General features: G+C 71.2%; 21 protein-coding genes and 1 tRNA gene. 10 read left to right on the plus strand and 12 right to left on the minus strand.

The window, feature by feature from the left end; genetic code table 11:
• Window positions 1-5: 5 nt before the first annotated feature.
• Window positions 6-1,874 carry a tetratricopeptide repeat protein gene (locus tag MKK68_RS02625; RefSeq protein ID WP_244028643.1) on the minus strand — a complete coding sequence of 623 codons (1,869 nt, stop codon included), beginning with the start codon at window positions 1,872-1,874 and terminating at the stop codon, window positions 6-8.
• A 277-nt stretch (window positions 1,875-2,151) separates the two neighbouring features.
• Window positions 2,152-3,825 carry an electron transfer flavoprotein-ubiquinone oxidoreductase gene (locus tag MKK68_RS02630; RefSeq protein WP_244028533.1) on the minus strand — a complete coding sequence of 558 codons (1,674 nt, stop codon included), beginning with the start codon at window positions 3,823-3,825 and terminating at the stop codon, window positions 2,152-2,154.
• Window positions 3,826-4,053: 228 nt separating this feature from the next.
• Between MKK68_RS02630 and MKK68_RS02635 the strand changes: the two genes are divergently transcribed.
• Window positions 4,054-4,950, plus strand: a complete 897-nt coding sequence (locus tag MKK68_RS02635; protein WP_244028645.1) for a uracil-DNA glycosylase family protein — start codon at window positions 4,054-4,056, stop codon at window positions 4,948-4,950.
• An 87-nt stretch (window positions 4,951-5,037) separates the two neighbouring features.
• Entirely contained in the window at window positions 5,038-5,949 is a 912-nt protein-coding gene (locus MKK68_RS02640; protein ID WP_147728610.1) for a neutral zinc metallopeptidase, read from the plus strand.
• Between the two features lie 129 nt (window positions 5,950-6,078).
• Here the strand turns inward: MKK68_RS02640 and MKK68_RS02645 are convergent.
• Window positions 6,079-6,153, minus strand: a tRNA-Val gene (locus MKK68_RS02645).
• A gap of 176 nt (window positions 6,154-6,329) precedes the next feature.
• On the minus strand, window positions 6,330-6,638 hold the full coding sequence (locus MKK68_RS02650; protein WP_147841302.1) for a hypothetical protein: 309 nt from the start codon (window positions 6,636-6,638) through the stop codon (window positions 6,330-6,332).
• 173 nt (window positions 6,639-6,811) lie between these two features.
• On the opposite strand from MKK68_RS02650, the gene gltX reads away from it, so the two are divergent.
• Window positions 6,812-8,155, plus strand: a complete 1,344-nt coding sequence (gene gltX, locus MKK68_RS02655) for a glutamate--tRNA ligase (protein WP_244028535.1) — start codon at window positions 6,812-6,814, stop codon at window positions 8,153-8,155.
• 43 nt (window positions 8,156-8,198) lie between these two features.
• Here the strand turns inward: gltX and MKK68_RS02660 are convergent, their stop codons facing one another.
• From MKK68_RS02660 to MKK68_RS02670, 3 genes are read right to left on the minus strand one after another with little or no spacing between them, the layout of a single operon-like run.
• Complete coding sequence (locus MKK68_RS02660) at window positions 8,199-8,540, minus strand: DUF1491 family protein (protein WP_244028537.1); 342 nt, start codon at window positions 8,538-8,540, stop codon at window positions 8,199-8,201.
• Window positions 8,541-8,596: 56 nt separating this feature from the next.
• Entirely contained in the window at window positions 8,597-9,316 is a 720-nt protein-coding gene (locus MKK68_RS02665) for a peptidoglycan-binding domain-containing protein (protein ID WP_244028647.1), read from the minus strand.
• A gap of 32 nt (window positions 9,317-9,348) precedes the next feature.
• Window positions 9,349-11,244 carry a PAS domain-containing sensor histidine kinase gene (locus MKK68_RS02670; protein WP_147858191.1) on the minus strand — a complete coding sequence of 632 codons (1,896 nt, stop codon included), beginning with the start codon at window positions 11,242-11,244 and terminating at the stop codon, window positions 9,349-9,351.
• A gap of 322 nt (window positions 11,245-11,566) precedes the next feature.
• On the opposite strand from MKK68_RS02670, the gene MKK68_RS02675 reads away from it, so the two are divergent.
• A complete protein-coding gene (locus MKK68_RS02675; protein ID WP_244028539.1) occupies window positions 11,567-11,905 on the plus strand; it encodes a hypothetical protein in 339 nt (112 codons plus the stop codon).
• A gap of 71 nt (window positions 11,906-11,976) precedes the next feature.
• Here MKK68_RS02675 and MKK68_RS02680 read toward each other — a convergent pair whose 3' ends face one another.
• Entirely contained in the window at window positions 11,977-13,098 is a 1,122-nt protein-coding gene (locus MKK68_RS02680; protein ID WP_244028541.1) for a DUF2336 domain-containing protein, read from the minus strand.
• A 131-nt stretch (window positions 13,099-13,229) separates the two neighbouring features.
• Window positions 13,230-14,249, minus strand: coding sequence for an aldo/keto reductase (locus MKK68_RS02685; RefSeq protein ID WP_244028543.1), 1,020 nt, complete (start codon window positions 14,247-14,249; stop codon window positions 13,230-13,232).
• Window positions 14,250-14,452: 203 nt separating this feature from the next.
• On the opposite strand from MKK68_RS02685, the gene MKK68_RS02690 reads away from it, so the two are divergent.
• From MKK68_RS02690 to MKK68_RS02705, 4 genes are all read left to right on the plus strand, one after another.
• The gene (locus MKK68_RS02690; RefSeq protein ID WP_244028545.1) at window positions 14,453-15,334 is read left to right on the plus strand and encodes a sulfite oxidase heme-binding subunit YedZ; all 882 of its coding nucleotides are present in this window, start codon (window positions 14,453-14,455) and stop codon (window positions 15,332-15,334) included.
• Window positions 15,335-15,411: 77 nt separating this feature from the next.
• On the plus strand, window positions 15,412-15,732 hold the full coding sequence (locus tag MKK68_RS02695; RefSeq protein ID WP_147726310.1) for a hypothetical protein: 321 nt from the start codon (window positions 15,412-15,414) through the stop codon (window positions 15,730-15,732).
• 43 nt (window positions 15,733-15,775) lie between these two features.
• The gene (locus MKK68_RS02700) at window positions 15,776-16,330 is read left to right on the plus strand and encodes a Uma2 family endonuclease (protein ID WP_244028547.1); all 555 of its coding nucleotides are present in this window, start codon (window positions 15,776-15,778) and stop codon (window positions 16,328-16,330) included.
• Window positions 16,331-16,397: 67 nt separating this feature from the next.
• Entirely contained in the window at window positions 16,398-17,411 is a 1,014-nt protein-coding gene (locus tag MKK68_RS02705; protein WP_244028550.1) for an adenosine kinase, read from the plus strand.
• Window positions 17,412-17,415: 4 nt separating this feature from the next.
• Here the strand turns inward: MKK68_RS02705 and MKK68_RS02710 are convergent, their stop codons facing one another.
• The 3 genes from MKK68_RS02710 to ubiG are packed head-to-tail and all read right to left on the minus strand — an operon-like array spanning window position 17,416 to window position 19,834.
• The gene (locus MKK68_RS02710; RefSeq protein WP_244028552.1) at window positions 17,416-18,390 is read right to left on the minus strand and encodes an NADPH:quinone oxidoreductase family protein; all 975 of its coding nucleotides are present in this window, start codon (window positions 18,388-18,390) and stop codon (window positions 17,416-17,418) included.
• Window positions 18,391-18,439: 49 nt separating this feature from the next.
• Window positions 18,440-19,000, minus strand: coding sequence for a YbhB/YbcL family Raf kinase inhibitor-like protein (locus MKK68_RS02715; protein WP_244028554.1), 561 nt, complete (start codon window positions 18,998-19,000; stop codon window positions 18,440-18,442).
• Between the two features lie 45 nt (window positions 19,001-19,045).
• A complete protein-coding gene (gene ubiG / locus MKK68_RS02720; RefSeq protein ID WP_244028555.1) occupies window positions 19,046-19,834 on the minus strand; it encodes a bifunctional 2-polyprenyl-6-hydroxyphenol methylase/3-demethylubiquinol 3-O-methyltransferase UbiG in 789 nt (262 codons plus the stop codon).
• 280 nt (window positions 19,835-20,114) lie between these two features.
• Between ubiG and MKK68_RS02725 the strand changes: the two genes are divergently transcribed.
• Window positions 20,115-21,350 carry an aspartate kinase gene (locus tag MKK68_RS02725; RefSeq protein ID WP_244028557.1) on the plus strand — a complete coding sequence of 412 codons (1,236 nt, stop codon included), beginning with the start codon at window positions 20,115-20,117 and terminating at the stop codon, window positions 21,348-21,350.
• A gap of 85 nt (window positions 21,351-21,435) precedes the next feature.
• Window positions 21,436-23,700, plus strand: a complete 2,265-nt coding sequence (gene ptsP / locus MKK68_RS02730; protein ID WP_243987169.1) for a phosphoenolpyruvate--protein phosphotransferase — start codon at window positions 21,436-21,438, stop codon at window positions 23,698-23,700.
• Window positions 23,701-23,722 lie beyond the last annotated feature (22 nt).

Below are 23,722 nucleotides of genomic sequence, written 5' to 3' on the forward strand. Positions count from 1 at the left end.
CTGCTTCAGCCGCCGCTCTTCTTGTCGGCCGAGCCCGGCGCCTCGCTCGGGGCCGGGGCGCCCTTCGGCAGTTCCGGGTTCTCGGCGTTGTGCGGCGCGGCCACCGGAGCCGGCGGGTTCTCCGCCGTGGCGGTCGGCTTGTCGGTGTCGGGCAGGCCGTTCTTCAGCTTCTCGTTGATCTGCACGAGGTCGTCGGGCTCGGGGTTCAGGTCCTTGGCGTGCTGCCACTGGAACTTGCCTTCGAGGCGCCGGCCGGAGCGCCAGTAGGCGTCGCCGAGGTGGTCGTTGATGGTCGGGTCGCCCGGCTTCAGCTCCACGGCCTTCTCGAGCTCGCGCACCGCGTCGTCCCAGCGCCCGAGGCGGAAATAGGCCCAGCCGAGGCTGTCGACGATCATGCCGTCGCGCGGGCTGGCGTCGGCCGCCTGCTTCAGCAGCTTGAAGGCGTCGTCGATGTTGATCTTCTGGTCAACCCAGGAATAGCCGAGATAGTTCAGCACCTGCGCCTTCGCGGCCGGCTGGCTCGCCGGCACGAGCTCCAGGGCCTTCTTCAGGTCGGCCTCGGCCTTCGGCCATTGCTTGGCGCGCTCGTAGGCGGTGCCGCGGAAATAGTAGGTCGTCCAGAAGTTCGCCTGCGGCCGGTCGCCGATCAGCGCGATCGCGCGGCTGTAGGTCTCGGCCGCCTCCTCGTACTTCTTGCGCGAGCGCTGCACGTTGCCGAGCGCGGTGATGACGTCGATGTCGTCGGGATGCGCCTTCATCGCGGCGTCGAGGTACTGCAGCGCCTCGTCGCCCTTGCCGGCCTGCTCGAGGTTGAGTCCGATCTGGATGTCGGCGTTGAGCTTCAGCGGCGAGGTCGCCGGGATCTGGGCGTAGGCCTCGTTCGCCTTCTCCGGCTGCTTCATCCGGTCGAGGGTGTCGGCGAGCGTCAGGCGCGCCAGCGCATGCTCGGGGGCGAGGTAGAGGGCGAGCCGGAGGTAGACCACCGCCGGCAGCTCGTCGCCCTGCGTCGAGCCGGCCGAGCCGAGCCCGTACAGCACCTCGCCGGCGCCTTCCTGCGCCGTGGTGACGAGGCGGGCGAGCGGCTTGCCGGCCTTCAGCTTGTCGAGGGCGTCGCGCACGATCGGGTGGCGCGGCATCAGCGCGTCGAAGTCGGTATAGGTCTGGATCGCGAGGTCGGTGCGGCCGGCATTGGCCTCGAACCGCGCGTAGGCGTCGACGATGCGCAGGGTGTTCTTGTCGGCGTCGTAGGCCGCCTTGAGGCGGCGCTCCGCCTCGGCCTGGTCGCCGGTGACGCTGGCGATCAGGCCGGCATGATAGTCGCGGAAGGTGTTGTAGTAGCGCTCGCCCTTGAGCTTGCTCACGGTCTCGAGCGCGCGCTTGCCGTCGCCGGCACCCGCATAGGCCCAGGCGGTGAGGAGCGTCGCGGTGAGGTCGGCGGCAGCCCCGCGTCCGCTGCGCGAAAAATTCTGGCGGGCGGCGGCCCACTGGCCGGCCTTGATCTGGCGCACGCCGAGCGACAGCTGCGCCAGCCCGTTGGTCGAGTCGCGGTTGACAAGGCGCTCGGCCGCGCGGAACGCGTCGGGCAGGGCGCCGTCGGCGAGCAGCGAGACGAAGGCCCGCTCGAGCAGATCGGTGTTGCGCGGATCGGCCTTCACCGCCTCGCGGTAGAAGCTCGCCGCCGCCGCGGTGTCGCGGGAGGCCCCGGCAATGTAGGCCGAGAGGAAGTTGCCCTCAAGCGACTCCGCCGGCTCGTACTCCGACATCGGGCTGGATTCGCGCGGCTGCATCGCGAACGCTTGCCCGCCGAGCGAGACGCTCGCGGCGAGCGTCAGGGCGAGCACCGTGCGGGTGCGGCGGGGACGGACATCGGTCATGGGCACCGTTCACGGCTCCTGCGGGCGCCTGCCCATCGCGGCCAGGCGGCGCCGAATTCGGCGGGGACACTGGACTCTTCCCGCCATGCCCGCAAGGCGAAAGGATGGCGCGGGCCCGACCGCCGGACGCCGCCGGACCCGCCGCGATTCGATCGTTCCACGCCCCGACGGACGACCCTTTCGGCTCGCGCGTCCGGTTCCCGCGAAGCGGGTTCGCCGAGCGAAACCGCTCCGCGCGACGTGAATCGCGCGGAGCGGACGAGACGGATCGATCCGATCACATGTTGGGGTAGTTCGGCCCGCCAGGCCCCTCTGGCGTCACCCAGTTGATGTTCTGGTTGGGGTCCTTGATATCGCAGGTCTTGCAGTGGACACAGTTCTGCGCGTTGATCTGGTAGCGCACGCCGTCGCCGGCGGCCGCATCCTCGACCCACTCGTAGACGCCCGCCGGGCAGTAGCGCGCGGAGGGCCCGCCGAACACGTCGTGCTCGGAGGTCTTCTGCAGGCCCTTGTCCTTGACCTGAAGGTGGGCCGGCTGGTCCTCCTCGTGGTTGGTGTTCGAGAGGTAGACCGAGGACAGCCGGTCGAAGGTGAGCTTGCCGTCGGGCTTCGGGTAGACGATCGGCGTCACCTCGGAGATCGGCTTGGTGCAGGCGTAGTCGGGCTTGCCGTGCTTCAGCGTGCCGAAGATCGAGGCGTTCAGCAGGGTGTTGGACCACATGTCGAGGCCGCCCAAGCCCACGCCCGCAAGCGTGCCGTAGCGCGACCACAGCGGCTTCACGTTGCGGACCGCCTTGAGGTCGGTGCCGATCGCGCTGTCGCGCCAGCCGGCATCGTAGGCGGTGAGCTCGTCGCCCTGGCGCCCGGCCTTCAGCGCGGCGGCGATGGCGTCGGCCGCCTGCATCCCGGAGAGCACCGCGTTGTGCGAGCCCTTGATGCGCGGCACGTTCACGAAGCCGGCGGAATCGCCGACGAGGCAGCCGCCGGGGAAGACGAGCTTCGGCACCGATTGCCAGCCGCCTTCCATGATCGCGCGGGCGCCGTAGCCGATGCGCTTGGCGCCCTCGAACACCTCGCGGATCATCGGGTGGGTCTTGAAGCGCTGGAACTCCTCGAACGGCGACAGGGTCGGGTTCTCGTAGTTCAGGTGCGTGACGAAGCCGACCGAGAGCAGGTGGTCGTCGAAGTGGTAGAGCCACGAGCCGCCGCCGGCCTTGTTCGGCAGCGGCCAGCCCATCGAGTGCCGCACCAGGCCCGGCTCGAACTTGCCGGGGGCGAGCTGCCACAGCTCCTTCACGCCGAGCCCGTACTTCTGGTGGTCGCTGTGCCGGTTGAGCTGGAACCGGTCGATCACCGTCTTGGTCAGCGAGCCGCGCGCCCCCTCGCCGAAGATCACGTACTTGCCGCGCAGCTCCATGCCGCGGGTGTAGTCGTCGCGCGGCTCGCCCGACTTGGCGATGCCGAGGTCGCCGGTGGCGACGCCGACGACGACGCCCCGGTCGTCGTAGAGCACCTCGGAGGCCGGAAAGCCGGGATAGATCTCGACGCCGAGCGCCTCGGCCTTCGCGCCGAGGTACTTGGTCACGTTCGATAGCGAGCCGACGAAGTTGCCGTGGTTCGACATGAACTTCGGGAAGAACAGGTTCGGCAGGGTGACGCCGCTGTTCTTGGTCAGGAACAGGAACTCGTCGCGCTCCACCGCGGTCTTCAGCGGCCGCTCGGGATCGTCGCGCCAGTCCGGCACGAGGACGTCGAGGCCCGACGGGTCGATCACGGCGCCCGACAGGATGTGGGCGCCGACCTCGGAGCCCTTCTCCACGACGACCACGTTGACCTCGTCGCCGCTTTCGAGCGCGTGCTGCTTCAGACGGATGGCGGCGGCGAGCCCGGCCGGCCCTGCGCCGACGACGACCACGTCGAAATCCATGCCCTCGCGTTCGGGATGCGCCATGCCTGTCGTCTCCTGCCGTGTCTCGTTCGTGCGCGCGGACCGTGCGTCTCCGCCGTCCGACCGTTCGATGCGCCGTTGCCGTCGTTCTGAACCCGTTCCAATGTAGGTTGGCAAGCCGCTGCTGGCAGGGGATTGGGCGCGGGAGCGGCCAAGTTGCGCAGCGTCGCGGCCTGACGCCGACCGGAATGCCGCGTTGTCCACAGGCGTGCGAAGCCCCACATGATGCTCATGACCTCGTCGGCGGACGCACAGCGCGACCTGATCGCGTACCTGGATTTCCATGTGGAGAGCGGCGTCGACCTCGCCCTCGACGAGGCGCCGCACGACCGCTTCCGGGAAGCCGACACCCCGGCGCCGACCCTGCGCCGCAGCGCGCCCGGGCGCGAGGCGCAGGTGGACGCGCCGCGCCTGGGACAGCCGGAAGCGCCGCGCCGCGAGCTGCCGCCGCGAGGCGATCCGCCGCCGGCGCCCGAGAAGGCTCCGGCGCGCACCTACGGGCAGTCGGCATCGGCGAAGCCCGAGGATGCGGCGATCGATGCGCGGGCACGGGCGAAGGATGTCGGGACGCTCGAGGAGCTCGAGGCGTTGATGGCGACCTTCGACGCCTGCCCGCTGAAGTTCACCGCGAAGAACCTCGTCTTCGCCGACGGCAATCCGGCCGCGAAGCTGATGTTCATCGGCGAGGCGCCCGGCGCCGACGAGGACCGCATCGGCAAGCCGTTCATGGGCCGCTCGGGCCAGCTGCTCGACCGGATGATGGCGGCGATCGGCCTCGACCGGACCAAGGCCTACGTCGCCAACGTGGTGCCGTGGCGTCCGCCGGGCAACCGCGAGCCGACGATCCAGGAACTGGCCGTGTGCCGGCCGTTCCTGGAGCGCCAGATCGAGCTGGCCGACCCCGACATCATCGTCTGCCTCGGCAGCCCGGCGACGAAGGCGATCACCGGCACCAAGGACGGCATCCTGAAGGCGCGCGGGCGGTTCTACCCCTACGCGATGCCTCACCGCACCGTGCGGGCCCTCGCCACACTGCACCCGGCCTACCTGCTGCGGCAGCCGATGCAGAAGCGGCTCGCCTGGCGCGATTTCCGGCTGCTGCGCACCGCGCTCGACGGAAAAGCTTGACCGTTCCGGCGGAACCGTCCTTCGGCCTGTGTCATTACCCTGCGACTCGCGATAACGGCGTCGTGAGAACGAGTGGCGGTCGAGACCATGCGCTGGGACGATTTTCGGAGTTCGGACAACGTCGAGGATCGTCGCGGCGAGGGCGGCGGTGGCGGGATGGGCTTCCCGGGCGGTGGCGCTGGCGGCCTCGGCATCGGCGCGATCGTCGTCATCCTGATCATCAGCTGGGTCACGGGCATCAACCCGGCGATCCTGATGGGGGGCGCCGAGCAGATCACACGTGGCGGCGGCAGCCAGCGCGAGGAGCCCGCCGATCCGCAGACTCAGACGCGCCGCAAGACCGCGCCGACCGACGACAGCGGCCGCTTCGCCTCCAAGATCCTCGGCAACACCGAGGACGTGTGGAGCCAGATCCTGCCGAACCAGACCGGCAAGCAGTACACCCCGACGACGATGGTGCTCTACACCGGCGGCACCCGCAGCGGCTGCGGCTCGGCCCAGGCCGCGATGGGCCCGTTCTACTGCCCGCTCGACAAGAAGGTCTATCTCGACACGGGCTTCTTCAAGGAGATGGAGCAGAAGTTCGGCGTGAAGGGCGACTTCGCCTACGCCTACGTCATCGCTCACGAGGTCGGCCACCACGTGCAGGACGTCCTCGGCATTCTCGGCAAGGTTCAGGCCCGGCAGCAGCAGGCGTCCTCGAAGCGAGACGCCAACGCGCTTTCCGTGCGGATCGAGCTGATGGCCGACTGCCTTGCCGGCGTCTGGGCCAAGAACTCCAACGACAAGTACAACGCGCTCGAGCAGGGCGACATCGACGAGGCGATGAACGCGGCGAGCGCGATCGGCGACGACAAGCTGCAGAAGCAGAGCCAAGGCTACGCCGTGCCGGATTCGTTCACCCACGGCTCGTCCGAGCAGCGCCAGCGCTGGTTCATGAACGGCTACAAGAGTGGCCAGACGAAGTCCTGCGACACGTTCCGGACCGCGAACAACTGACCCTGGCCGGCTTGCTCCCTCCTCTGCGGGGGAAGCGATGCGGCTCACGGCGATTCCGAGCGCTCGAACTAGCACGTGCGGACGCTCGCCGAGCGTCGAACGATGCCGCGATGGCGATGCGGGAGAGAATGGTGGACGGTGCAGGGATCGAACCTGCGACCTTTCCCGTGTGAAGGGAACGCACTACCGCTGTGCTAACCGTCCGTACTGCGCGTCGACACGCAGTCGCCGCGACCGGGGCGACCGGCGCTGGCGCCTTCGATCCCGGGACGAGGGCCTTCTAGGGCGGGGTAGGCGGCGGCGTCAAGCTGCAGAACCGGCGCAACCGCCCACGAATGTCGACGGCCGCGCCGGCTCCGATCGGAAAACTTCCTCGCGACCTACTGGCCGCCGGCGTTGCCGCCGCCGCCGCGGCCCATCTGGGGAACGCCGCGCTCGGGCTGGTCGGCGTTGCCGCCCGCCGCGGAATCCGTCGTGACCGTCGCCGCGCCGGTGCCGGTCGGCGCGACCACGGCGCCGGCCCCGGAGCCGCTATTCGTGGCGCCACCCGGAACCGCGACGGTGCCCGGCGGCGTGCCCGGCGCGACCTGCTGAGGCGGGTTCGGCTGGCGGATCGGTGCCGGCGCGTTGCTCTGGGCGAAGGCCGGCGTCGCCGCGGCGACGAGGGTGGCGAGGAGGATCGATCGCATCGGAGGGTGATCTCCCTGGATAGTGGACGCCGCGCTGCGCGCAGCCGGTCGAACGACACAGGTCTTCAACCGCGAAACCCGGCGCGCGTTTCCGTCGGTCCTCGCGGGGCGTGCGGCTCCCTCCGTCCGACGGGCTGTGGCCGAGCGGGTCGATTGGGGGTTATGAGCCCAGCATGGCTCCTCTCGTCCGCTTCGCGCCGTCTCCGACCGGCTTCCTCCACATCGGCAATGCGCGCCCGGCGCTGCTGAATGCGCTGTTCGCCCGCGCGCGCGGCGGCCGCTTCCTGCTCCGGCTGGACGACACCGACCGCGAACGCTCGACCGAGGCCTTCGCCGAGGCGATCGAGACCGACCTCGCCTGGCTCGGCATCGTGCCGGATCTACGCGCCCGCCAATCCGACCGGACCGCGATCTACGACGCGGCCGCCGACAGGTTGAAGGCGCTCGGCCGGCTCTATCCCTGCTACGAGACGTCGGAGGAGCTGGAGCGGCGGCGCAAGCGCCAGCTCGGCCGCGGCCTGCCGCCGATCTACGACCGCGCCGCGCTCGCCCTCACCGCCAACGAGCGGGCGGCGATGGAGGCCGAGGGCCGCATCCCGCATTGGCGCTTCAAGCTCGAGCCGCGCGTCGTCGCCTGGGACGACCTCGTCCGCGGCGAGGCCCATGTCGACTGCGCCTCGCTCTCGGACCCGGTGCTGGTGCGAGCCGACGGCAGCTACCTCTACACGCTGCCCTCGGTGGTCGACGACGCCGACCTCGGCGTCACCCACGTGATCCGCGGCGAAGACCACGTCACCAACACCGGCGTTCAGGTGCAGATCTTCGAGGCGCTGGCGGCGACGCTGCCGATCTTCGGCCACCACAACCTGCTGACCACGGCGGACGGGGAGGGGCTTTCCAAGCGCCTCGGCCACCTCTCGCTGCGGTCCTTGCGCGAGGCGGGCTACGAGCCGGCCGCCGTCCGCTCGCTCGCCGTGCTGACCGGATCGGCGGAGGCGGTCCGCGCCGTCGCGACGCTGGACGAGCTCGCCGGCCTCGTCGACCTCGCCCACATCTCGCGGGCGCCGGCAAAGTTCGACCCGCACGAGCTCGACGGGCTCAACGCCCGCATCCTGCACGCGATGCCCTTCGCCGACGCCGCCGAGCGCCTGGACGCGCTCGGCATCCCGGCCGCGGCCGCCGAGCCGCTGTGGCTCGCGGTGCGGGCCAACCTGCACAGGATCGACGAGGTCCGGGACTGGTGGGGGGTGGTGGCCGGGCCGGTGACACCGGTGATCGCAGACGCCGCCGTGACGGCGGCGGCCCTCGACACCCTTCCGCCCGAACCCTACGGACCCGAAACCTGGAAGGCCTGGACGACGACGATCCGCGAGCGGACCGGCGCCAAGGGCAAGGCGCTGTTCATGCCGCTGCGCCTGGCGCTCACGGGGCTGGAGCACGGGCCCGACCTTGCGGGCCTGCTGCCGCTGATCGGCCGGGACCGCGCCGGGCGACGGCTCGCCGGAGAGACCGCCTGAGACGCCGCCTCCCGGGCGGATCCTGGAAAAACGTCGGCCGGCTCTACTCGGCGAGATCGAGGAGATGGCGGCCCTCGCGGTCGTCGATCTCGATGATCCACAGGTCGGAATCGAACCGGATCTCCTTGGTCAGGCGCTCCTCCGTATCGAGCGGCGTGCCCTCCGGAACCATCGCCACGAAGCGACGCCCGCCGGTATCCTCGTCCTCGAACAGCGCTTGCGGCGCCGGCCCGTAGAGGTCGGCGCGGCCGTCGAGGCGATCGACCTTGACGAAGATCGCGCCGGCCTCCGCCGCGCCCCGGCGGCGCTGCACCGCGGAGATCCCCTCGACGGCCAGTCGCCGCAGATGGGCCGAAACCCAGAAATCGGAGCGCAGGCGCGGCATGGACCCTCCCGGTGCGGATGCGCGCCGGGCATGCGCCGCGCCGGACCGCGATGCAATCAGGCCGGGGGCAAGGCCGCGCGGGCGGCGAGCTCGCGAAGCGTGCGGCCGGCGGCCTCGCCCTTCACCGGCAGCTTGCGGTCGCGCTCGAACTTCTCGATCGCCGCGCGGGTGGTCGCTCCCATCAGCCCGTCGGCCTTGAGCGGGCCGTAGCCGAGCTTCGACAAGGCCTTCTGCGCCTGCATCACCGCCGGCTGCGGCTTGGGCGGCGCGACGGCACTCTTGGGCGTCACCGAAGCGGTCGTCTCGTCGGATCGGATCAGGTCGGCGATCGGATCGCGGGCGGCGGGCCTAGCGGCCTCTGCTGCCTTGAGAGGCGTGCGCGCCGTCTCGGCCGGCCGGTCGGCATCGGCGACCTTCTCAGGCGCCGACCTCGCGGCGGGGTCCTTTCTCGCGGCATCCTTGCTCACCGCATCCTTGCTCATCGCATCTTGGCGGATCGCGATCTTCGGCAGGATCGGGGCCGGGTGGCGCCCGTTCTGGTAGCCGAGGGCGTTCATCGAGACGACCACCACCGCGCCGAACGCGACCACGCCGCCGAACAGCGCGCCGGGATTGCGCCGGCACATCCGGAACGTCCCGCTGGCGACGGCGCCGAGCATCATCCGCCATTCCGACACGTCGGCGGCGGGCCGGCGCTGCACCGGGCGGCGGGGGGCCTTGGCCGGGCGGGCGCTGCGGGCGTCTCCGGCGACGGTGATCTCGCGATGGTCGCGCATCTCGGACATTCTGTCTCCCCGTTGCGTTTCGATCAGCCGACGCGGCGCAGGCGCGCGGGATCGTCGATCTCCCGCACCACCGTCGGCCCGGTGTCGAACAGGCCGAGCGGCAGCCGCACCACGGCGCCGTGGGCCGAAGCCCTGCCGGCCGGGCGAACCCGGGCGGTGAGCGGCGCGGTGCCGACCGGGCTCTCGGCCGACCGGCAGGCCCTCGGCAGGCTGACGGTGACCGTGGTCCCGGCATCCGGCGCGCTCTCGATCGCGATCGTGCCGCCGTGCAGGCCGACGAGGCCCTGCACCACCGAGAGGCCGAGGCCGGTGCCCTCGTGGGTGCGCTTGTAGCCGCCGGAGCCGGCCTGGAAGAACGGCGTTCCGAGGCGCGGCAGGTCGGCCTCGCGGATGCCGATGCCGGTATCCGAGACGATCAGGTCGAGGCCGGCCGCGGTCCGGCGCAGCGCCACCTCGACGCGGCCGCCGGCCGGCGTGAACTTCACCGCGTTCGAGATCAGGTTGATCAGCACCTGACGGCAGGCGCGCGAATCGGCGGTGATCTCGATCGGGCCGGGCTCGGCGACCTGCGCGAGCACGACGCCGACCGCATCGGCCTTGAGCTTCATCAGGTCGCAGCAGCTGCGCGTCAGCGCCGCCGCGTCGACCAGCTCGGGCGCGTAGTCGAAGTTGCCGCTTTGGATCCGGCTCATGTCGAGCAGCGTGTTGACGACGCTGAGCAGGTGCTGGCCCGAGGCGCCGATGATGCCGGCATATTCCCGCGCCCGCTCCGGTGCGAGCACGACCGCGCCTTCGCCGGCCAGGACCTCGGAGAAGCCGATGATGGCGTTCAGGGGCGTGCGCAGCTCGTGGGTGACGTTGGCCAGGAACCGGCTCTTGACCTCGTCGGCGCGCTCTGCCTCGGCGCGGGCGCGCTCGAGCTCCTCGGCGTGGCGGCGATGCTCGGTCACGTCGCGGGTCACCGCGACGACGCCGACCGGGCCCGACGGCGACTGCGCGATTCGGTGGGCGCGCATCTCGACATGGATCAGCCGCGCGCCGTCCTGGCGCCGGGCGGTCGGGTCGACGTTGAGGCGCAGCTGCACCGTCGCCGGCTTGCCCAGAGCCGCGACATCGCTGATCGCCTGGAGGAAGGCGGGGCGGTCGGCCACGTGCACCCGCTCGAGCAGGCCGTGGCCGCGCAGGCGCATCGCATCGGTGCCGACGAGCGTCTCGGCCGAGGCCGACGCCTCGATCACCCGGCCGTTGACGTCGTGCCAGGTCACGAGGTCGTCGATGGCCGCGAGCAGCATCCGGTCGCGGGCCTCGTTGTCCCGCATGCGCTTGCGCCACTGGCCCTCGTTGCGCATCTGCTCCAGCACCTGCGCGGCGACGTGGCCGATCGCGGTGATGGCGAAGACCGGCATCGCGACGGAGGCCGACAGCGCCATGGTCGGGCTCGTGATGATCCACGATCCGGTGAACGCCACGCAGAGGACGCCGACCATCGCGAGCAGCGACGCCGCGACGGTGGCGCGCTTCGAGCCGGAGACCACCGCCTCGAGCGGGATCGCCACGAGCCAGATCGCGGCGGCCGACTGCACGCCGCCGGTGAGGCTGGCGAGGCACACGACGAGGCCGGTGAGGCCGGCCGACGAGACGGCGTGCGCGATCCACAGCGAGCCGGTGCGCGAGAGCAGGACGGCGGCGAGCACGGGCAGGAACAGGCTGGCGATCGCCAGGACCTCGATGCCCGACGGCACGCCGCGCCACAGCAGGTAGGGCGGCAGGCCGGCCATCATCACCGCGCCGGTGGCGAGGCGCGACACGAGGAAGCGCTCGTGGCGGAAGCGCACGCTGGCATCCTCGATCGCCGATTCATGCACGAAGCTCGCGAGGCGGGCGTCGAGCAGCGCGGGCAGCCGGTGTTGAATACGCAAGACAGATACGCGCAACGCACAAGACCCAAGACCAGGACGGCCAACAACGCGGCATGCCTGGAAATACTCGGCCTTCGCGCCCCCTGGTTCGGTGACGAACGACTACATCCCGACCCTCGCAGACCCGGCTTAAACGAGTGTTGCGCGTCGGCCCGCGATGGCCGGGATGCTTTCCACAACGTAACCGTGACTACGCGCAGGGTGTCCCCGTCGGGGCTCGTTCACCATCGAATGCCTTTTAGGCGATCGGTTGACGTTGGATTCAGGAAAACGGCCCCACCCTCGGGCGTCTTCGACCCGCACGCTTCCCGGATCACCGTCCATGTCGTTCCTGCTGCGAGCCGCCCTGGTGATCGGCGCGTTGTCGTACCTCGCGGCCACCCGCGACCAGCCGGGGACACGCGCGAGCGTTCCGTCCGCACCCGAGATGGCCGGTCCGCGCGACGCGGCGTCCCCGGCGCCCGCGACGGGATCGACGTTGCTCGCCACGGTCGGGTCCGCCACGGCCGCCTGGAGCGCGATGCCGGCGGAGTCCCGGCAGCGCCTGGCGCAGGAGGCCATGACCGCGCTCGGCCGGCACGTCGGTCCGCAGGCCGCCTCGCGCGACACCCTCGCGGATGCCGATCGCAAGGCTCCGTGGCGGGGCTCGGAGGGGCGTTGAGGCCGTTCGTACTGGACGATACGACGACGCGGAGTGCGTGAGCCCCAGCCGGCGGCCGGCGCCGGCCGATCTCAGGACGACTTCCGAGCCCGCATCGGGAGGGGCGTCCGGTTCGCTGGCCGCTCGGCCGCGGCCTGCCGGATCTTGCCCGTGTCCGGCGCATGGTGCGGCTGGTGGGCGTCGGACGCGCCGCTGCGCTCGCGCAGCGGCCGGTCGAGGATCGCCGAGAGCAGGTCGCGGGCGGCGGGACGATCGGTGGTCCGAAACAGGCGGACGAGCTCGAACACCCGCTCGGCCGAGCGCGAGACCGCCTCGTCGAGGGTCAGGAAGACGTAGACCGCCTCCTCCTCGTGGAGGTCGGCAGCGCGCAGGCACAGCGTGAGCAGGTCGTAGCGCGAGCCGGCGTCGGGCGCGCTGCGCAGGAAATTCGCCGGCAGCCCGAGCCCGTCCGACAGGGCGGCGAGGAAGCCCGGGACGTCGTGGGCGGCGGAGAGGCCGAGCAGCATGCTGCCAAGGTCGCGCGGCGGGGGCGGGCAGGGGCGAAGCGCGGCCGTGGCGGCGATCGCCTCGCGGATCGCGTCGCGCCGGATCGGGTCGGCGTGCAGGTAGAGCGGAGCGAGCTCGCCGGCGGCGAGATCCGGGCGGGCGAGCAGGAGGCCAGCGAGATCCGGATCGGTCCGGCCGCGGCCGACGAGGTGCCGGACGTCGCCGCCGCGGAGCGTGATCCCGAGATTGCCGGCAAGCGCCCGGTCGATCGCCGGATCGCCGCGCTGCGCCAGCTCGGCGATCACCGCGCGGGGGAGGCCGGGTCGGCCGGCCATCGCCGATCCGAGATCGGCGCCGTCTAGGAGCGCGGCATCGATCAGGGCGGGCGAAAGCGTCACCGCCGACCCCAGCACGATGTCGCGGACGCGTCCGCCGCGGGCGGCCAGCGTGGCGAGGACGGATTGCGGCGTGTCGGCGAAGGGCGCGAGCTTCTCCGCAACGATCGCCGCCGTCTCCTCATCGACGATCGGGATCAGACCGCCGGCGAGCGAGGCGAAGGATTCGAGCTCCGACTTGTCGCGGTTGGCCGCCTGCACGAACAGATCGGTCTGGACCCGCAGGATGACGGGCTTCAGGTCGAGATGCGCGATGCGCGACAGTTCGATCAGCCCGGACAGGTCGGGCGCGACCTCGACGGATGGGGGCATGGCACTTCGGATACGCAGGAACTGGATCGACCATCACGCTAGGGTCGTTTGCGTGAATCGACCTTTAAGCCGCTCGCCGAAGCGACGTGTCGTCCTGCGCCAAGATCGGATCGGCACGAGGCCGATCCGCCTCAGACCTTCGTGCCGCTCACCGTCACCCGGCCCTCGATCGGGTAGGCCGGATCGTTGTAGCCGGGCGTCGAGGGATGGCCGGTCACGACGAGGCCGTCGACCAGGGCCTCGTCCTCGGGCGTGAAGCGATAGTCGAGCCCGCCGAGGTAGTCGGTCCATTGTTCCATGGTCCGCGGGCCGGCGATCACCGCGGTCACGGCGCGGTTGTTCATCACCCAGGCGAAGGCGAACTGCCCGGCGGTGATGCCGCGCGCCTCGGCATGGTCCTTCAGGGTGCGGGCGATGCGCAGCGATTCCGGGCGCCATTCCGTCTGCATCATCCGCGCGTCCTGGCGGCCGGCGCGGGTGTCGGCCGGCGGCGGGGCGTCGGGATCGTACTTGCCGGTCAGCACGCCGCGGGCGAGCGGCGAGTACGGCACCACGCCGAGGCCGAAATGCGCGCAGGCCGGAAGGTGCTCGGTCTCGGGCATGCGGTTGAGCGCGTTGTAGTACGGCTGGCTCACAACCGGCCGGTCGATGCCGTAGGCATCGCACAGGCGGCAGATCTCGGCGATCCGCCAGGAACGGTGGTTCGAGACGCCGAAGTGCCGGATCTTGCCCTGGCGGACCAGGGTCTCCATCGCCCGCACGGTCTCGTCGAGCGGCGTCGCGTGGTCCTCCTTGTGGAGGTAGTAGATGTCGATGAAGTCGGTCCCGAGCCGGCGCAGGCTCTCCTCGGCGGCGCGGAGGACGTGGACGCGCGACAGGCCGCGATCGTTCGGCCCGTCGCCCATCGGGTTGGCGACCTTGGTGGCCAGCACCCAGGCATACCGATCCGTCGCGATCGCGCGGCCGGTGATCGCTTCCGAGGCGCCGGAATTGTAGACGTCGGCGGTGTCGATGAAGTTCACGCCCGCATCCCGGGCGCTCGCGACGATGCGCGCGGAATCGGCCTCGTCGGTGGCACCGCCGAACATCATCGTGCCGAGACAGATCGGCGAGACCTTGAGGCCCGAGCGGCCGAGCGTGCGGTAATTCATCGGAGGCGGTCCTGCGTCGTGGGGTTGCGGGGGTATCTCGGCCGGGATCGCGGAGGGTCAACCGTCGTCGCAGGTTCGGAACCGGGAATGGCCCGTGCCCGTAACCGGAGGCACATCGCGGCGAATGGGTCGCGTGCGTCCCCCGCGCCGTGCCGGCCGACCGGGCCGCCAACCATCATCGACACCGCATGCGAAGAGCCGAGATGTCCCACGCCCTGCCGCTGCCCTGGCTCGACCGCGCCGGACGCCTCTCGCTCCTGAAGCTCGTCGCGTTCCTGATCGCCGTCGCCCCGGCCGTCTACCTCGCTGGCGCCTACGCGACGAACGCGCTCGGACCGAAGCCGATCACGGCGCTGATCCACGGCACCGGCGAGTGGACGATCCGCTTCCTGCTGGCCTCCCTTGCGGTCACGCCGCTGCGGCGGGTGGCGAACTGGCCGAAGCTGATCAACGTCCGGCGCCTGCTCGGCGTGACCACGGCGGCCTACGCGCTGGCGCATCTCGCGCTGTACGTGGTCGACCAGAACTTCGACCTCGCCAAGGTCGTCTCCGAGATCGCGCTGCGGTTCTACCTCACGATCGGCTTCGTCGCGCTCGTCGGCCTCATCGCCCTCGGGGCGACCTCGACCGACGCCGCGATCCGGCGGATGGGCGCGAGCTGGTCGCGCCTGCACAAGGCGGCCTACGCGATCAGCATCCTCGGGCTGCTGCACTACTTTCTGCAATCGAAGATCGACGTCTCCGATCCGGTGTTCTGGACCGGGCTGTTCGTGCTGCTGATGGGCTGGCGCCTGATGCAACGGTTCAGGCTGCCGATGCGGCCGTGGTCGCTCGCGCTGCTCGCCGTTGCCGCCGCCCTCGCGACCGCGGGCATCGAGGCGGCCTGGTACGGGATCAAGAGCGGCATCCCGGCCGACCTCGTGCTCGGCGCCAACCTCGACTTTTCCGACGTGATCCGCCCGGCCTGGTGGGTCCTCGCGGCCGGCCTGACGCTGCCCGTCGTCGCCCTCGTGCGCGTGCCGCCGGGTGCGAAGGCGCCGGCGCCGCGTGCGGGCCGTCCGCAGCGCGTCCAGCCGGCCGCATAGGCGCCTTGCTCCCGCCGGCACGCTGACGCAGAACCCGGCGCGGCCCCGCGGTGGGCCGAACGGAGCTCGACCTGTCCATGCGCGGTTTCCTGAGCCGATCCTCGCTCGTCCTCGCGCTGGTCTGCCCCGGCGCGGCGCTCGCCGCCTGCCCGCTGCCGGAGCCGCCGCCCGCCTCGGCCAAGCCGGAGAAGCCGGCCCTTCCGGCGAAACCCGCCTGCCTCGATGCCAAGGGTGGGTGCCCGGGCTGGGAGGCCTACAGCTACAACGACGCGATCAAGGCCTACAACCTGCAGCTCCAGGCGTTCCGGCCGATCGCGGAAGGCTACGTGCAGAAGCTCAACGCCTACGTGAAGGCGAGCGCCGATTACGCGCAGTGCGAAGTGAAGTCGATGCAGTAGCGGCAGCCTTCGCGGCCCGATCGGGACATGTTACGCTCGCCGCATGAGCGTGAAGCCGAAACCGCGCATGACCGTCGACGAGTTCCTGGCTTGGGGCGAGGGACGACCGGGGCGGCATGAGTTGCTCGACGGCGAGGTCTTCGCGATGTCGCCGGAACGGGTCCGGCATGCCGAGACGAAATTCGCCGCTCAACTCGCGTTGCGGGCTGCCATTCGGCGGGAAGGCTTGCCCTGCCAGGTGCTCCCGGACGGAATGACGATTCGGATCGAACGCACCACGGCTTTCGAGCCTGACGCCCTCGTGCGTTGCGGACCTCGTCTCGATCCGGACACGGTGGAGGTGACGGATCCGGTCATCGTGGTCGATGTCCTCTCGCCGAGCACGCGATCGATCGATACGGGCGCGAAATTCGCAGGCTACTTCGGCATCCCGAGCGTGATGCATTACCTCCTCATCGACACGGTCAAACGCCTCGCCGTCCACCATCATCGTCGCGCGGACGACGTCATCGAGACGCGTATCGTCTCGGACGGCGTGCTGACCTTCGATCCTCCCGGCATCACCGTCCCGCTCGCCGAACTCTACGACGACGCCTGAGCCGCCTCGCTTGACCCTGCCGGGCGCCGGTGCGAGAGCGCGAGCGAATTTTCGAAGGGACGCCCGCATGACCGCTCGCCTCGACCTCCTGGTGCTCGGCAACGCCATCGTCGACGTCATCGCCCGCACGGACGAGGGTTTCCTCGCCGACCAGGGCGTGCCGAAGGGCGCGATGGCGCTGATCGACGAGCCGCGCGCCGAGGCGCTGTTCTCCGCGATGGGGCCGGCGACGATCGTGTCGGGTGGGTCGGGCGCCAACACGGCGGTCGGCGCGGCGCTGCTCGGCGCCAAGACCGGCTTCGTCGGCAAGGTCCGCGACGACGAGCTCGGCGGCCTGTTCAGCCACGACCTGAAGGCGACCGGCGTCACGTTCGACGTGCCGGTGGCGACCGACGGGCCGGCCACCGCCCGCTGCTTCGTCCTCGTGACGCCCGACGGCGAGCGCACGATGAACACCTATCTCGGCGCCTGCCAGGGCCTGTCGCCGGCCGACCTCGACGAGGCGACGGTCGCGAGCGCCCGCGTCGTCTACCTCGAGGGCTACCTCTGGGACCCGCCGGCCGCCAAGGACGCGTTCCGCAAGGCGGTGACGATCGCCCACGGTGCCGGCAACGCGGTGGCGCTGACCCTGTCGGACGCGTTCTGCGTCGGCCGCTACCGCGACGAGTTCCTCGGGCTGATCCGCGACGGCAGCGTCGACATCCTGTTCGCCAACATCGGCGAGTTGCAGAGCCTCTACCAGACCGACGACGCGGACGCGGCGCTGAAGGCGCTCCGCGACGAGCGCGACGCCCGCGGGCGGCACCTGCTCGGCCTCGTCACGCGCTCGTCCGAGGGCGCGATGGTGGTGAAGGGCGGCGAGATCCGCTCGGTCGAGGCCTCGCCGGTGCGCGATGTGGTCGACACCACCGGCGCGGGCGACCTCTTCGCCGCCGGCTTCCTGGCCGGTCACGCCCGCGGCCTCGACTACGTCACCTCGGCCCGCCTCGGCGCGCTCGCGGCGGCGGAGGTGATCCAGCACATCGGCGCCCGGCCGCAGGGCGACCTCGTCGCGCTCGCCAAGGCGCAGGGGCTGATCTGAAGGATCAGGGCCGGAGCAGCACCTTGCCCACCGCCTCGCGCCGGCTGAGGATGCCGAGGGCCGCGGCGTAGTCGTCGAGGGGGTAGACGCCGTGCACCCGCGCGGTCAGCCGCCCCTCGGCGACCCATGCGAGCATCTGGCGCTGGTTCTCGCGGTGCACCTCCGGCTCGCGCTCGGTGAAGACACCCCAGTGGACGCCCATCACGTCGAGCTCCTTCAGCAGCATGATGTTGAGGGGCAGGCGGGGAATCTCGCCCGCGGCGAAACCCACGACGAGGAAGCGGCCGCGCCAGGTCAGCGCGCGGAAGGCCGGTTCCGAGAAGGCGTCGCCGACCGCGTCGTAGACCACGTCGACGCCCTTGCCCCCGGTCGCGTCCTTCAGGGCGTCGCGCAGGGTGGCCGGATCGTAGACGAGGCCCACCTCCGCCCCGTGCTGCCGGGCGATGGCGAGCTTGTCCTCCGAGGAGGCGCAGGCGATCACCCGGGCCCCGAGCAGCGCCCCGAGCTCGACCGCCGCGAGACCGACCCCGCCCGACGCCCCGAGCACCGCGAGCCATTCGCCGGGCCGGATCTTCGCGCGGTTGCGCAGGGCATGGAGGGACGTGCCGTAGGTGATCGTGAGGCCGGCAGCCTGCTCGTCGCTCACCCCGGCCGGAACCGGCGTCAGCATGCGTGCGGGCACCGCGAGCCGTTCGCGGCAGGTGCCGTACTTGGCATGCACGATCACCCGATCGCCGACCCGCACGCCGTCCGCGCCCGGTCCCAGGGCCTCGACCACGCCGCAGGCCTCGCCCCCGGGCGAGAACGGCAGCTCGGGCTTCACCTGGTAGCGCCCGGCGATGATCAGCGTGTCGAAGAAGTTGAGCGCGGCGACAGTGACCCGCACCAGGGCCTCGCCCGGGCCGGGGACGGGATCGGGCAGCGTCGCGATCGACAGGTCGTCCGGGCCGCCGAGCCGGGTGCACAGGAGAGCCTTCATCGCGCGCCTTCCGTTCGTTTCACCAGTTGCCCAAGGCCAGCCGATCGCCTCAGCGCCGCTCGTAGGTTCCCGCCAGCGATCCCTTGGCCAGGACGTGGCCGCGCATCGCATCGACCAGGGCGCCGCGGCCCGGCGAGGCCGGCAGGTCGAGGAGGCGGTCGAGGGCGTAGACCTGGAACAGGTAGCGGTGCGGGCCGTGGCCGGTGGGCGGGTCGGGCGGAAGCCAGCCGTCCTTGAGGAAACTGTTCTTGCCGAGATCGACGCGCGCGTTCGCGGAGGCCGCCCCCTCGGCCAGATCCGAAACGTCCGGCGCGAGGTTCCAGACGATGAGGTGCACCAGCGGCTGCGGCGTCGGGCTGCCGGCATCCTCGGCGAGGATCGCGACGCTCGCCGTGCCCGCGGAAAGGCCGCTCCAGGCGAGCGGCGGCGACGTCCCGTCGCCATCCGCGGTGAAGCGGACCGGCATGCCGGCGCCGTCGGCGAAGGCCGGGCTCGTCAGCGCGATCGTCTCCGGGGCATCGGCGAAATCGGCGTGGAAGACGGTCTTCTCGAGGCCGGCCTTGAGGCCGGACAAGGTCTGACCGACCGCTGCGGGGATCTTCTCGAGCATCGGGTCTCCTTCGTTTCTGACGCCGGTCGAACAGCGCCCGGCATCCTAGGCCGGGCGCACGGCCGCCAGCATGTAGTTCACCGCCGTATCGCGGCCCAGCCGCCAGCCGTCGGTGAGCGGATTGTAGACGACGCCCGTGGTGTCGGTGACCGACAGGCCGCCGCCGCCGAGCGCCGCCGACAGCTCGGATGGCGTCACGAACTTCTCCCAGTCGTGGGTGCCCTTGGGGAGCCAGCCGAGGACGTACTCGGCGCCGACGATGGCGAGCGCGAAGGAGCGCATCGTCCGGTTGAGCGTCGCGGCGAAGAGCAGGCCGCCGGGCTTCACCGCAGACGCCGCCGTGCGGACGAAGGCCGGCATGTCGGTCACGTGCTCGATCACCTCCATGATCAGCACCACGTCGAAGGTCTCGCCGGCGGCGACCACAGACTCGATGGTCTCGGCGCGATAGTCGACGGGCACGCCTTCGGCCTCCGCGTGGCGTCGCGCGGCGGCGATGTTCTGCGCCGCCGGGTCGAGGCCGGTGACGTCGGCGCCCAGGCGCGCGAGCGGCTCCGACAGCACGCCGCCGCCGCAGCCGACATCGACGATCGACAGGCCCTGCAGCGCGAACGGCGTCTCGACCGACCGCCCGTGATGACGGCAGACCGCGTCGCGGATGTAGGCGAGGCGGACGGGATTGAAGCGGTGCAGCACCCGCATCGGACCGCGCGGATCCCACCACGTCGCGGCGAGCGCATCGAACCGGGCGACCTCGCCGGGGTCGACGAAGCCGAGGCCCGCGCTGCTGCTCGCACCCGCCTCGATCCCGGCGGCGGTCTCGTCGATGGTCATCCGATCTCTTTCCATTCGGGGACGGCGCGCGCTCGGTGGTCGCAGTCCCGCGCCGACCGCGCACGGGCGACCGGCCGAGCGGGCGCGGCCGACCCTGCATTCCGGGTAAGTGGAGCTTGGCGGCGTGTTGACAGCCCCCGACCCCGCTTGTACCCGCCGGACGCCGGTCCGGTACAGCCGGCGGCGCGGCCGTTCGCGAATCGTTGGAGGCCGCCGAACACGCCCGGACATCTGAGCCCGGATCGGTCGTTCGACGAAGTTTGAGAAACGCGGACGCTGCATGCCCCGTCTGGTGATGAAATTCGGCGGCACCTCGGTCGCCAACGTCGAGCGCATCCGCAACGTGGCCGCCCACGTCGGCCGCGAGGTCGCGGCCGGCTACGAGGTCGCGGTCGTGGTCTCGGCGATGTCGGGCAAGACCAACGAGCTCGTCGGCTGGGTCAAGGACGCCGACCCCGAATACGAGGCCGCCGAGTACGATTCCGTGGTCGCCTCAGGCGAGCAGGTGACCTCGGGCCTCCTGGCGATCGCGCTGCGCAAGGCCGGGATCCCGGCCCGCTCCTGGCAGGGCTGGCAGGTGCCGATCCTGACATCCGACGCGCACGGCTCGGCCCGCATCGAGGAGATCGACGGCACCCGGCTCGACGCAGGGTTCAAGCGCGGCGAGGTCGCGGTGATCGCCGGCTTCCAGGGCATCCATGCCGAGACCGGCCGGATCACGACGTTGGGCCGCGGCGGGTCGGATACCAGCGCGGTGGCCGTCGCCGCCGCCATCGGCGCCGAGCGCTGCGACATCTACACCGACGTGGACGGGGTCTACACCACCGACCCGCGCGTCGTGCCGAAGGCGCGGCGCATGGAGCGCGTCACCTTCGAGGAGATGCTGGAGATGGCCTCGCTCGGCGCCAAGGTGCTGCAGGTCCGCTCCGTCGAGCTCGCCATGGTGCACCGGGTGCCGACCACGGTCCGCTCCTCCTTCGATCCGCCGGACGCCGCGCGCCCCGGCACCCTCATCTGCGACGAGGACACAGACGTGGAACAGCAGATCATCACCGGGATCGCCTTCGCGCGGGACGAGGCGCAGATCACGCTTCGCCGCGTCAAGGACAGCCCCGGCGTCGCCGCCGCGATTTTCGGGCCGCTGGCCGACGCCAACATCAACGTCGACATGATCATCCAGACGGTGTCGGGCGACCAGTCGACCACCGACATGACCTTCACGGTGCCGGTCGCCGACTACGACCGGGCGCGCACGGTGCTCGACCGGGCACACGACACGATCGGGTTCGCGCAGATCGAGGGCGCCACCGACGTAGTGAAGGTTTCGGCGATCGGCGTCGGGATGCGCAGCCATGCCGGCGTCGCGGCCAAGGCGTTCCGGGCGCTGGCCGACAAGGGCATCAACATCCGGGCGATCACCACCTCCGAGATCAAGTTCTCCGTCCTGATCGACGCGGCCTATACCGAGCTTGCCGTCCGCACGCTCCACTCGCTATACGGCCTGGATCAGGCCTGAGGCTTGCAGGCCCGTCCGACGGGTGCGACCTGAGATTGCCCGGCGCCGACACCCGGCGTCGCGCTGACAGGGGATTGACCAGACGATGCCCGCTGCGCCCGGAGGCCCGCGCCTGCTGCTGCGCCGCCTCCGCGAAGCCATGGCGGAGCCGGTCAGCCCCCAGGCGCGCCTGGACCGCATCGTCGTGGTCATCGCCGCCAACGTCATCGCCGAGGTGTGCTCGGTCTACGTCCTGCGCGACGACAACACGCTCGAGCTGTTCGCCACCGAGGGCCTGAACCGCGAGGCGGTCCACCTGACCCGGATGCGCGCCGACGAGGGCCTCGTCGGCCTGATCGCGCAGACGGCCGAGCCGCTGTCGCTTTCCGACGCGCAGACCCACCCGGCCTTCTCCTACCGCCCGGAGACGGGCGAGGAGGCGTATCACGCCTTCCTCGGCGTGCCGCTGCTTCGGGCCGGCAACACGCTCGGCGTGCTCACCGTCCAGAACAAGACCTACCGCGTCTATTCCGACGAGGAGATCGAGGCGCTCCAGACCACCGCGATGGTGCTCTCGGAGATGATCGCGTCTGGCGAGCTGCAGGGGCTGGCTCCCGACGCCGGCACCGCGGCGCGCCGCGCCGTCAACGCCCGCGGCGTCGTGCTCGCCGACGGCATCGGCCTCGGCCACGTGGTGCTGCACGAGCCGCGCATCGTCGTGAAGACGCTGATCGCCGAGAACGTCGAGGCCGAGATCGCCCGGCTCGAGGCCGCGATCGAGGCGGTGCGCTCGGCGATCGACGACCTGGTCGAGCGCGGCGACAAGATCGGCACCGGCGAATCGCGCGAGGTGCTGGAAACGGTGCGCATGTTCGCCCACGACAAGGGCTGGCTGCGCCGGATGCGCGAGGCGGTGGTTTCGGGCTTGACCGCGGAGGCGGCGGTCGAGCGCGTCCAGTCGGACAACCGCGCCCGGATGATGCGCCAGAGCGACCCGTACCTGCGCGATCGCCTGCACGACCTCGACGACCTCGCCAACCGCCTGCTGCGCCGCTTGACCGGGCAGGAGGGCGCGGGCGCGGGCGCCTACCTGCCCGACAACGCGATCCTGGTCGCCCGCTCGATGGGCCCGGCGGCTCTGCTCGACTACGACCCGTCGCGCCTGCGCGGCGTCGTGCTGGAGGAGGGCGGCCCGACGAGCCACATCGCGATCGTCGCGCGGGCGCTCGGCATCCCTGCCGTCGGCGAGGTCGAGAACGCGACGGCGCTGTGCGATTCGGGTGACGCGATCATCGTCGACGGCGTCTCCGGCGAGGTCCAGGTCCGCCCCGGGCCGGAGATCGAGGCGGCCTATGCCGAGATGGTGCGCCTGCGCGCCAAGCGGCAGGAGCAGTACCGGGCGCTGCGCGACGTCCCCGCGACCACCCGGGACGGCATCCGCATCGGCCTGCATCTCAATGCCGGCCTGCTCGTCGACCTCGGCCACCTCAACGAGACCGGCGCGGAGGGCATCGGCCTGTTCCGCACCGAGCTGCAGTTCATGGTGGCGCAGCGGATGCCCTCGGCGGCCGAGCAGCAGGCGCTGTACGAGGCGGTGTTCGCCGCCACCGGCGACCGGCCGGTGACGATCCGGACGCTCGACATCGGCGGCGACAAGATCCTGCCATACATGCCCAAGCTCGAGGAGGAGAACCCGGCGCTGGGCTGGCGCGCGATCCGGATCGGCCTCGACCGGCCGGCGCTGCTTCGTGTGCAGCTGCGCGCGCTGCTGAGGGCGGCGGCCGGGCGCCCGCTCAAGATCATGTTCCCGATGGTTGCCACGGTCGACGAGTTCGTCCGGGCCAAGGCGATCGTCGATCGCGAGAAGGCGCATCTGCGCCGCCACGGCCATCCGCTGCCGAGCGATTGCCGCCTCGGCGCGATGGTCGAGGTGCCCTCGCTCTTGTTCCAGATCGACGAGATCGCGCAGGTGGCCGACTTCCTGTCGGTCGGCTCGAACGACCTGATGCAGTTCCTGTTCGCGGTCGACCGCGAGAACCGCCGCGTCGCGGACCGGTTCGATCCGCTCTGCGCCGCGGCGATCCGCGCCTTCCGGTTGATCGCCGAGCGCGCGAACGCGGCCGGATGCCCGGTGACGGTGTGCGGCGAGATCGGCGGACGGCCGCTCGAAGCGATGGCGCTGATCGGCATGGGCTTCCGCGACCTCTCGATGTCGCCCGCCTCGATCGGCCCGATCAAGGCGATGGTGCTGAGCCTCGACGCGCGGGCGATCGCCGACGTGATCGACGCCGAGATGGCCCGCGCCCATGACGGCGCCTCTATCCGCCCGGCGCTCGCCGCCTTCGCCAAGGCCCACGGCATCCCGGTCTGACCCCGCCCAGCGTGAAAACCGG

Source organism: Methylobacterium sp. E-016 (genome assembly GCF_022829745.1).
Classification (GTDB): domain Bacteria; phylum Pseudomonadota; class Alphaproteobacteria; order Rhizobiales; family Beijerinckiaceae; genus Methylobacterium.

Coding starts and splice junctions, on each gene's coding strand:
- MKK68_RS02625 (WP_244028643.1), bottom strand. CDS start 1,874: ATGACCGATGTCCGTCCCCGCCGCACCCGCACGGTGCTCGCCCTGACG.
- MKK68_RS02630 (WP_244028533.1), bottom strand. CDS start 3,825: ATGGCGCATCCCGAACGCGAGGGCATGGATTTCGACGTGGTCGTCGTC.
- MKK68_RS02635 (WP_244028645.1), top strand. CDS start 4,054: ATGACCTCGTCGGCGGACGCACAGCGCGACCTGATCGCGTACCTGGAT.
- MKK68_RS02640 (WP_147728610.1), top strand. CDS start 5,038: ATGCGCTGGGACGATTTTCGGAGTTCGGACAACGTCGAGGATCGTCGC.
- MKK68_RS02650 (WP_147841302.1), bottom strand. CDS start 6,638: ATGCGATCGATCCTCCTCGCCACCCTCGTCGCCGCGGCGACGCCGGCC.
- gltX (WP_244028535.1), top strand. CDS start 6,812: ATGGCTCCTCTCGTCCGCTTCGCGCCGTCTCCGACCGGCTTCCTCCAC.
- MKK68_RS02660 (WP_244028537.1), bottom strand. CDS start 8,540: ATGCCGCGCCTGCGCTCCGATTTCTGGGTTTCGGCCCATCTGCGGCGA.
- MKK68_RS02665 (WP_244028647.1), bottom strand. CDS start 9,316: ATGCGCGACCATCGCGAGATCACCGTCGCCGGAGACGCCCGCAGCGCC.
- MKK68_RS02675 (WP_244028539.1), top strand. CDS start 11,567: ATGTCGTTCCTGCTGCGAGCCGCCCTGGTGATCGGCGCGTTGTCGTAC.
- MKK68_RS02680 (WP_244028541.1), bottom strand. CDS start 13,098: ATGCCCCCATCCGTCGAGGTCGCGCCCGACCTGTCCGGGCTGATCGAA.
- MKK68_RS02685 (WP_244028543.1), bottom strand. CDS start 14,249: ATGAATTACCGCACGCTCGGCCGCTCGGGCCTCAAGGTCTCGCCGATC.
- MKK68_RS02690 (WP_244028545.1), top strand. CDS start 14,453: ATGTCCCACGCCCTGCCGCTGCCCTGGCTCGACCGCGCCGGACGCCTC.
- MKK68_RS02695 (WP_147726310.1), top strand. CDS start 15,412: ATGCGCGGTTTCCTGAGCCGATCCTCGCTCGTCCTCGCGCTGGTCTGC.
- MKK68_RS02700 (WP_244028547.1), top strand. CDS start 15,776: ATGAGCGTGAAGCCGAAACCGCGCATGACCGTCGACGAGTTCCTGGCT.
- MKK68_RS02705 (WP_244028550.1), top strand. CDS start 16,398: ATGACCGCTCGCCTCGACCTCCTGGTGCTCGGCAACGCCATCGTCGAC.
- MKK68_RS02710 (WP_244028552.1), bottom strand. CDS start 18,390: ATGAAGGCTCTCCTGTGCACCCGGCTCGGCGGCCCGGACGACCTGTCG.
- MKK68_RS02715 (WP_244028554.1), bottom strand. CDS start 19,000: ATGCTCGAGAAGATCCCCGCAGCGGTCGGTCAGACCTTGTCCGGCCTC.
- ubiG (WP_244028555.1), bottom strand. CDS start 19,834: ATGACCATCGACGAGACCGCCGCCGGGATCGAGGCGGGTGCGAGCAGC.
- MKK68_RS02725 (WP_244028557.1), top strand. CDS start 20,115: ATGCCCCGTCTGGTGATGAAATTCGGCGGCACCTCGGTCGCCAACGTC.
- ptsP (WP_243987169.1), top strand. CDS start 21,436: ATGCCCGCTGCGCCCGGAGGCCCGCGCCTGCTGCTGCGCCGCCTCCGC.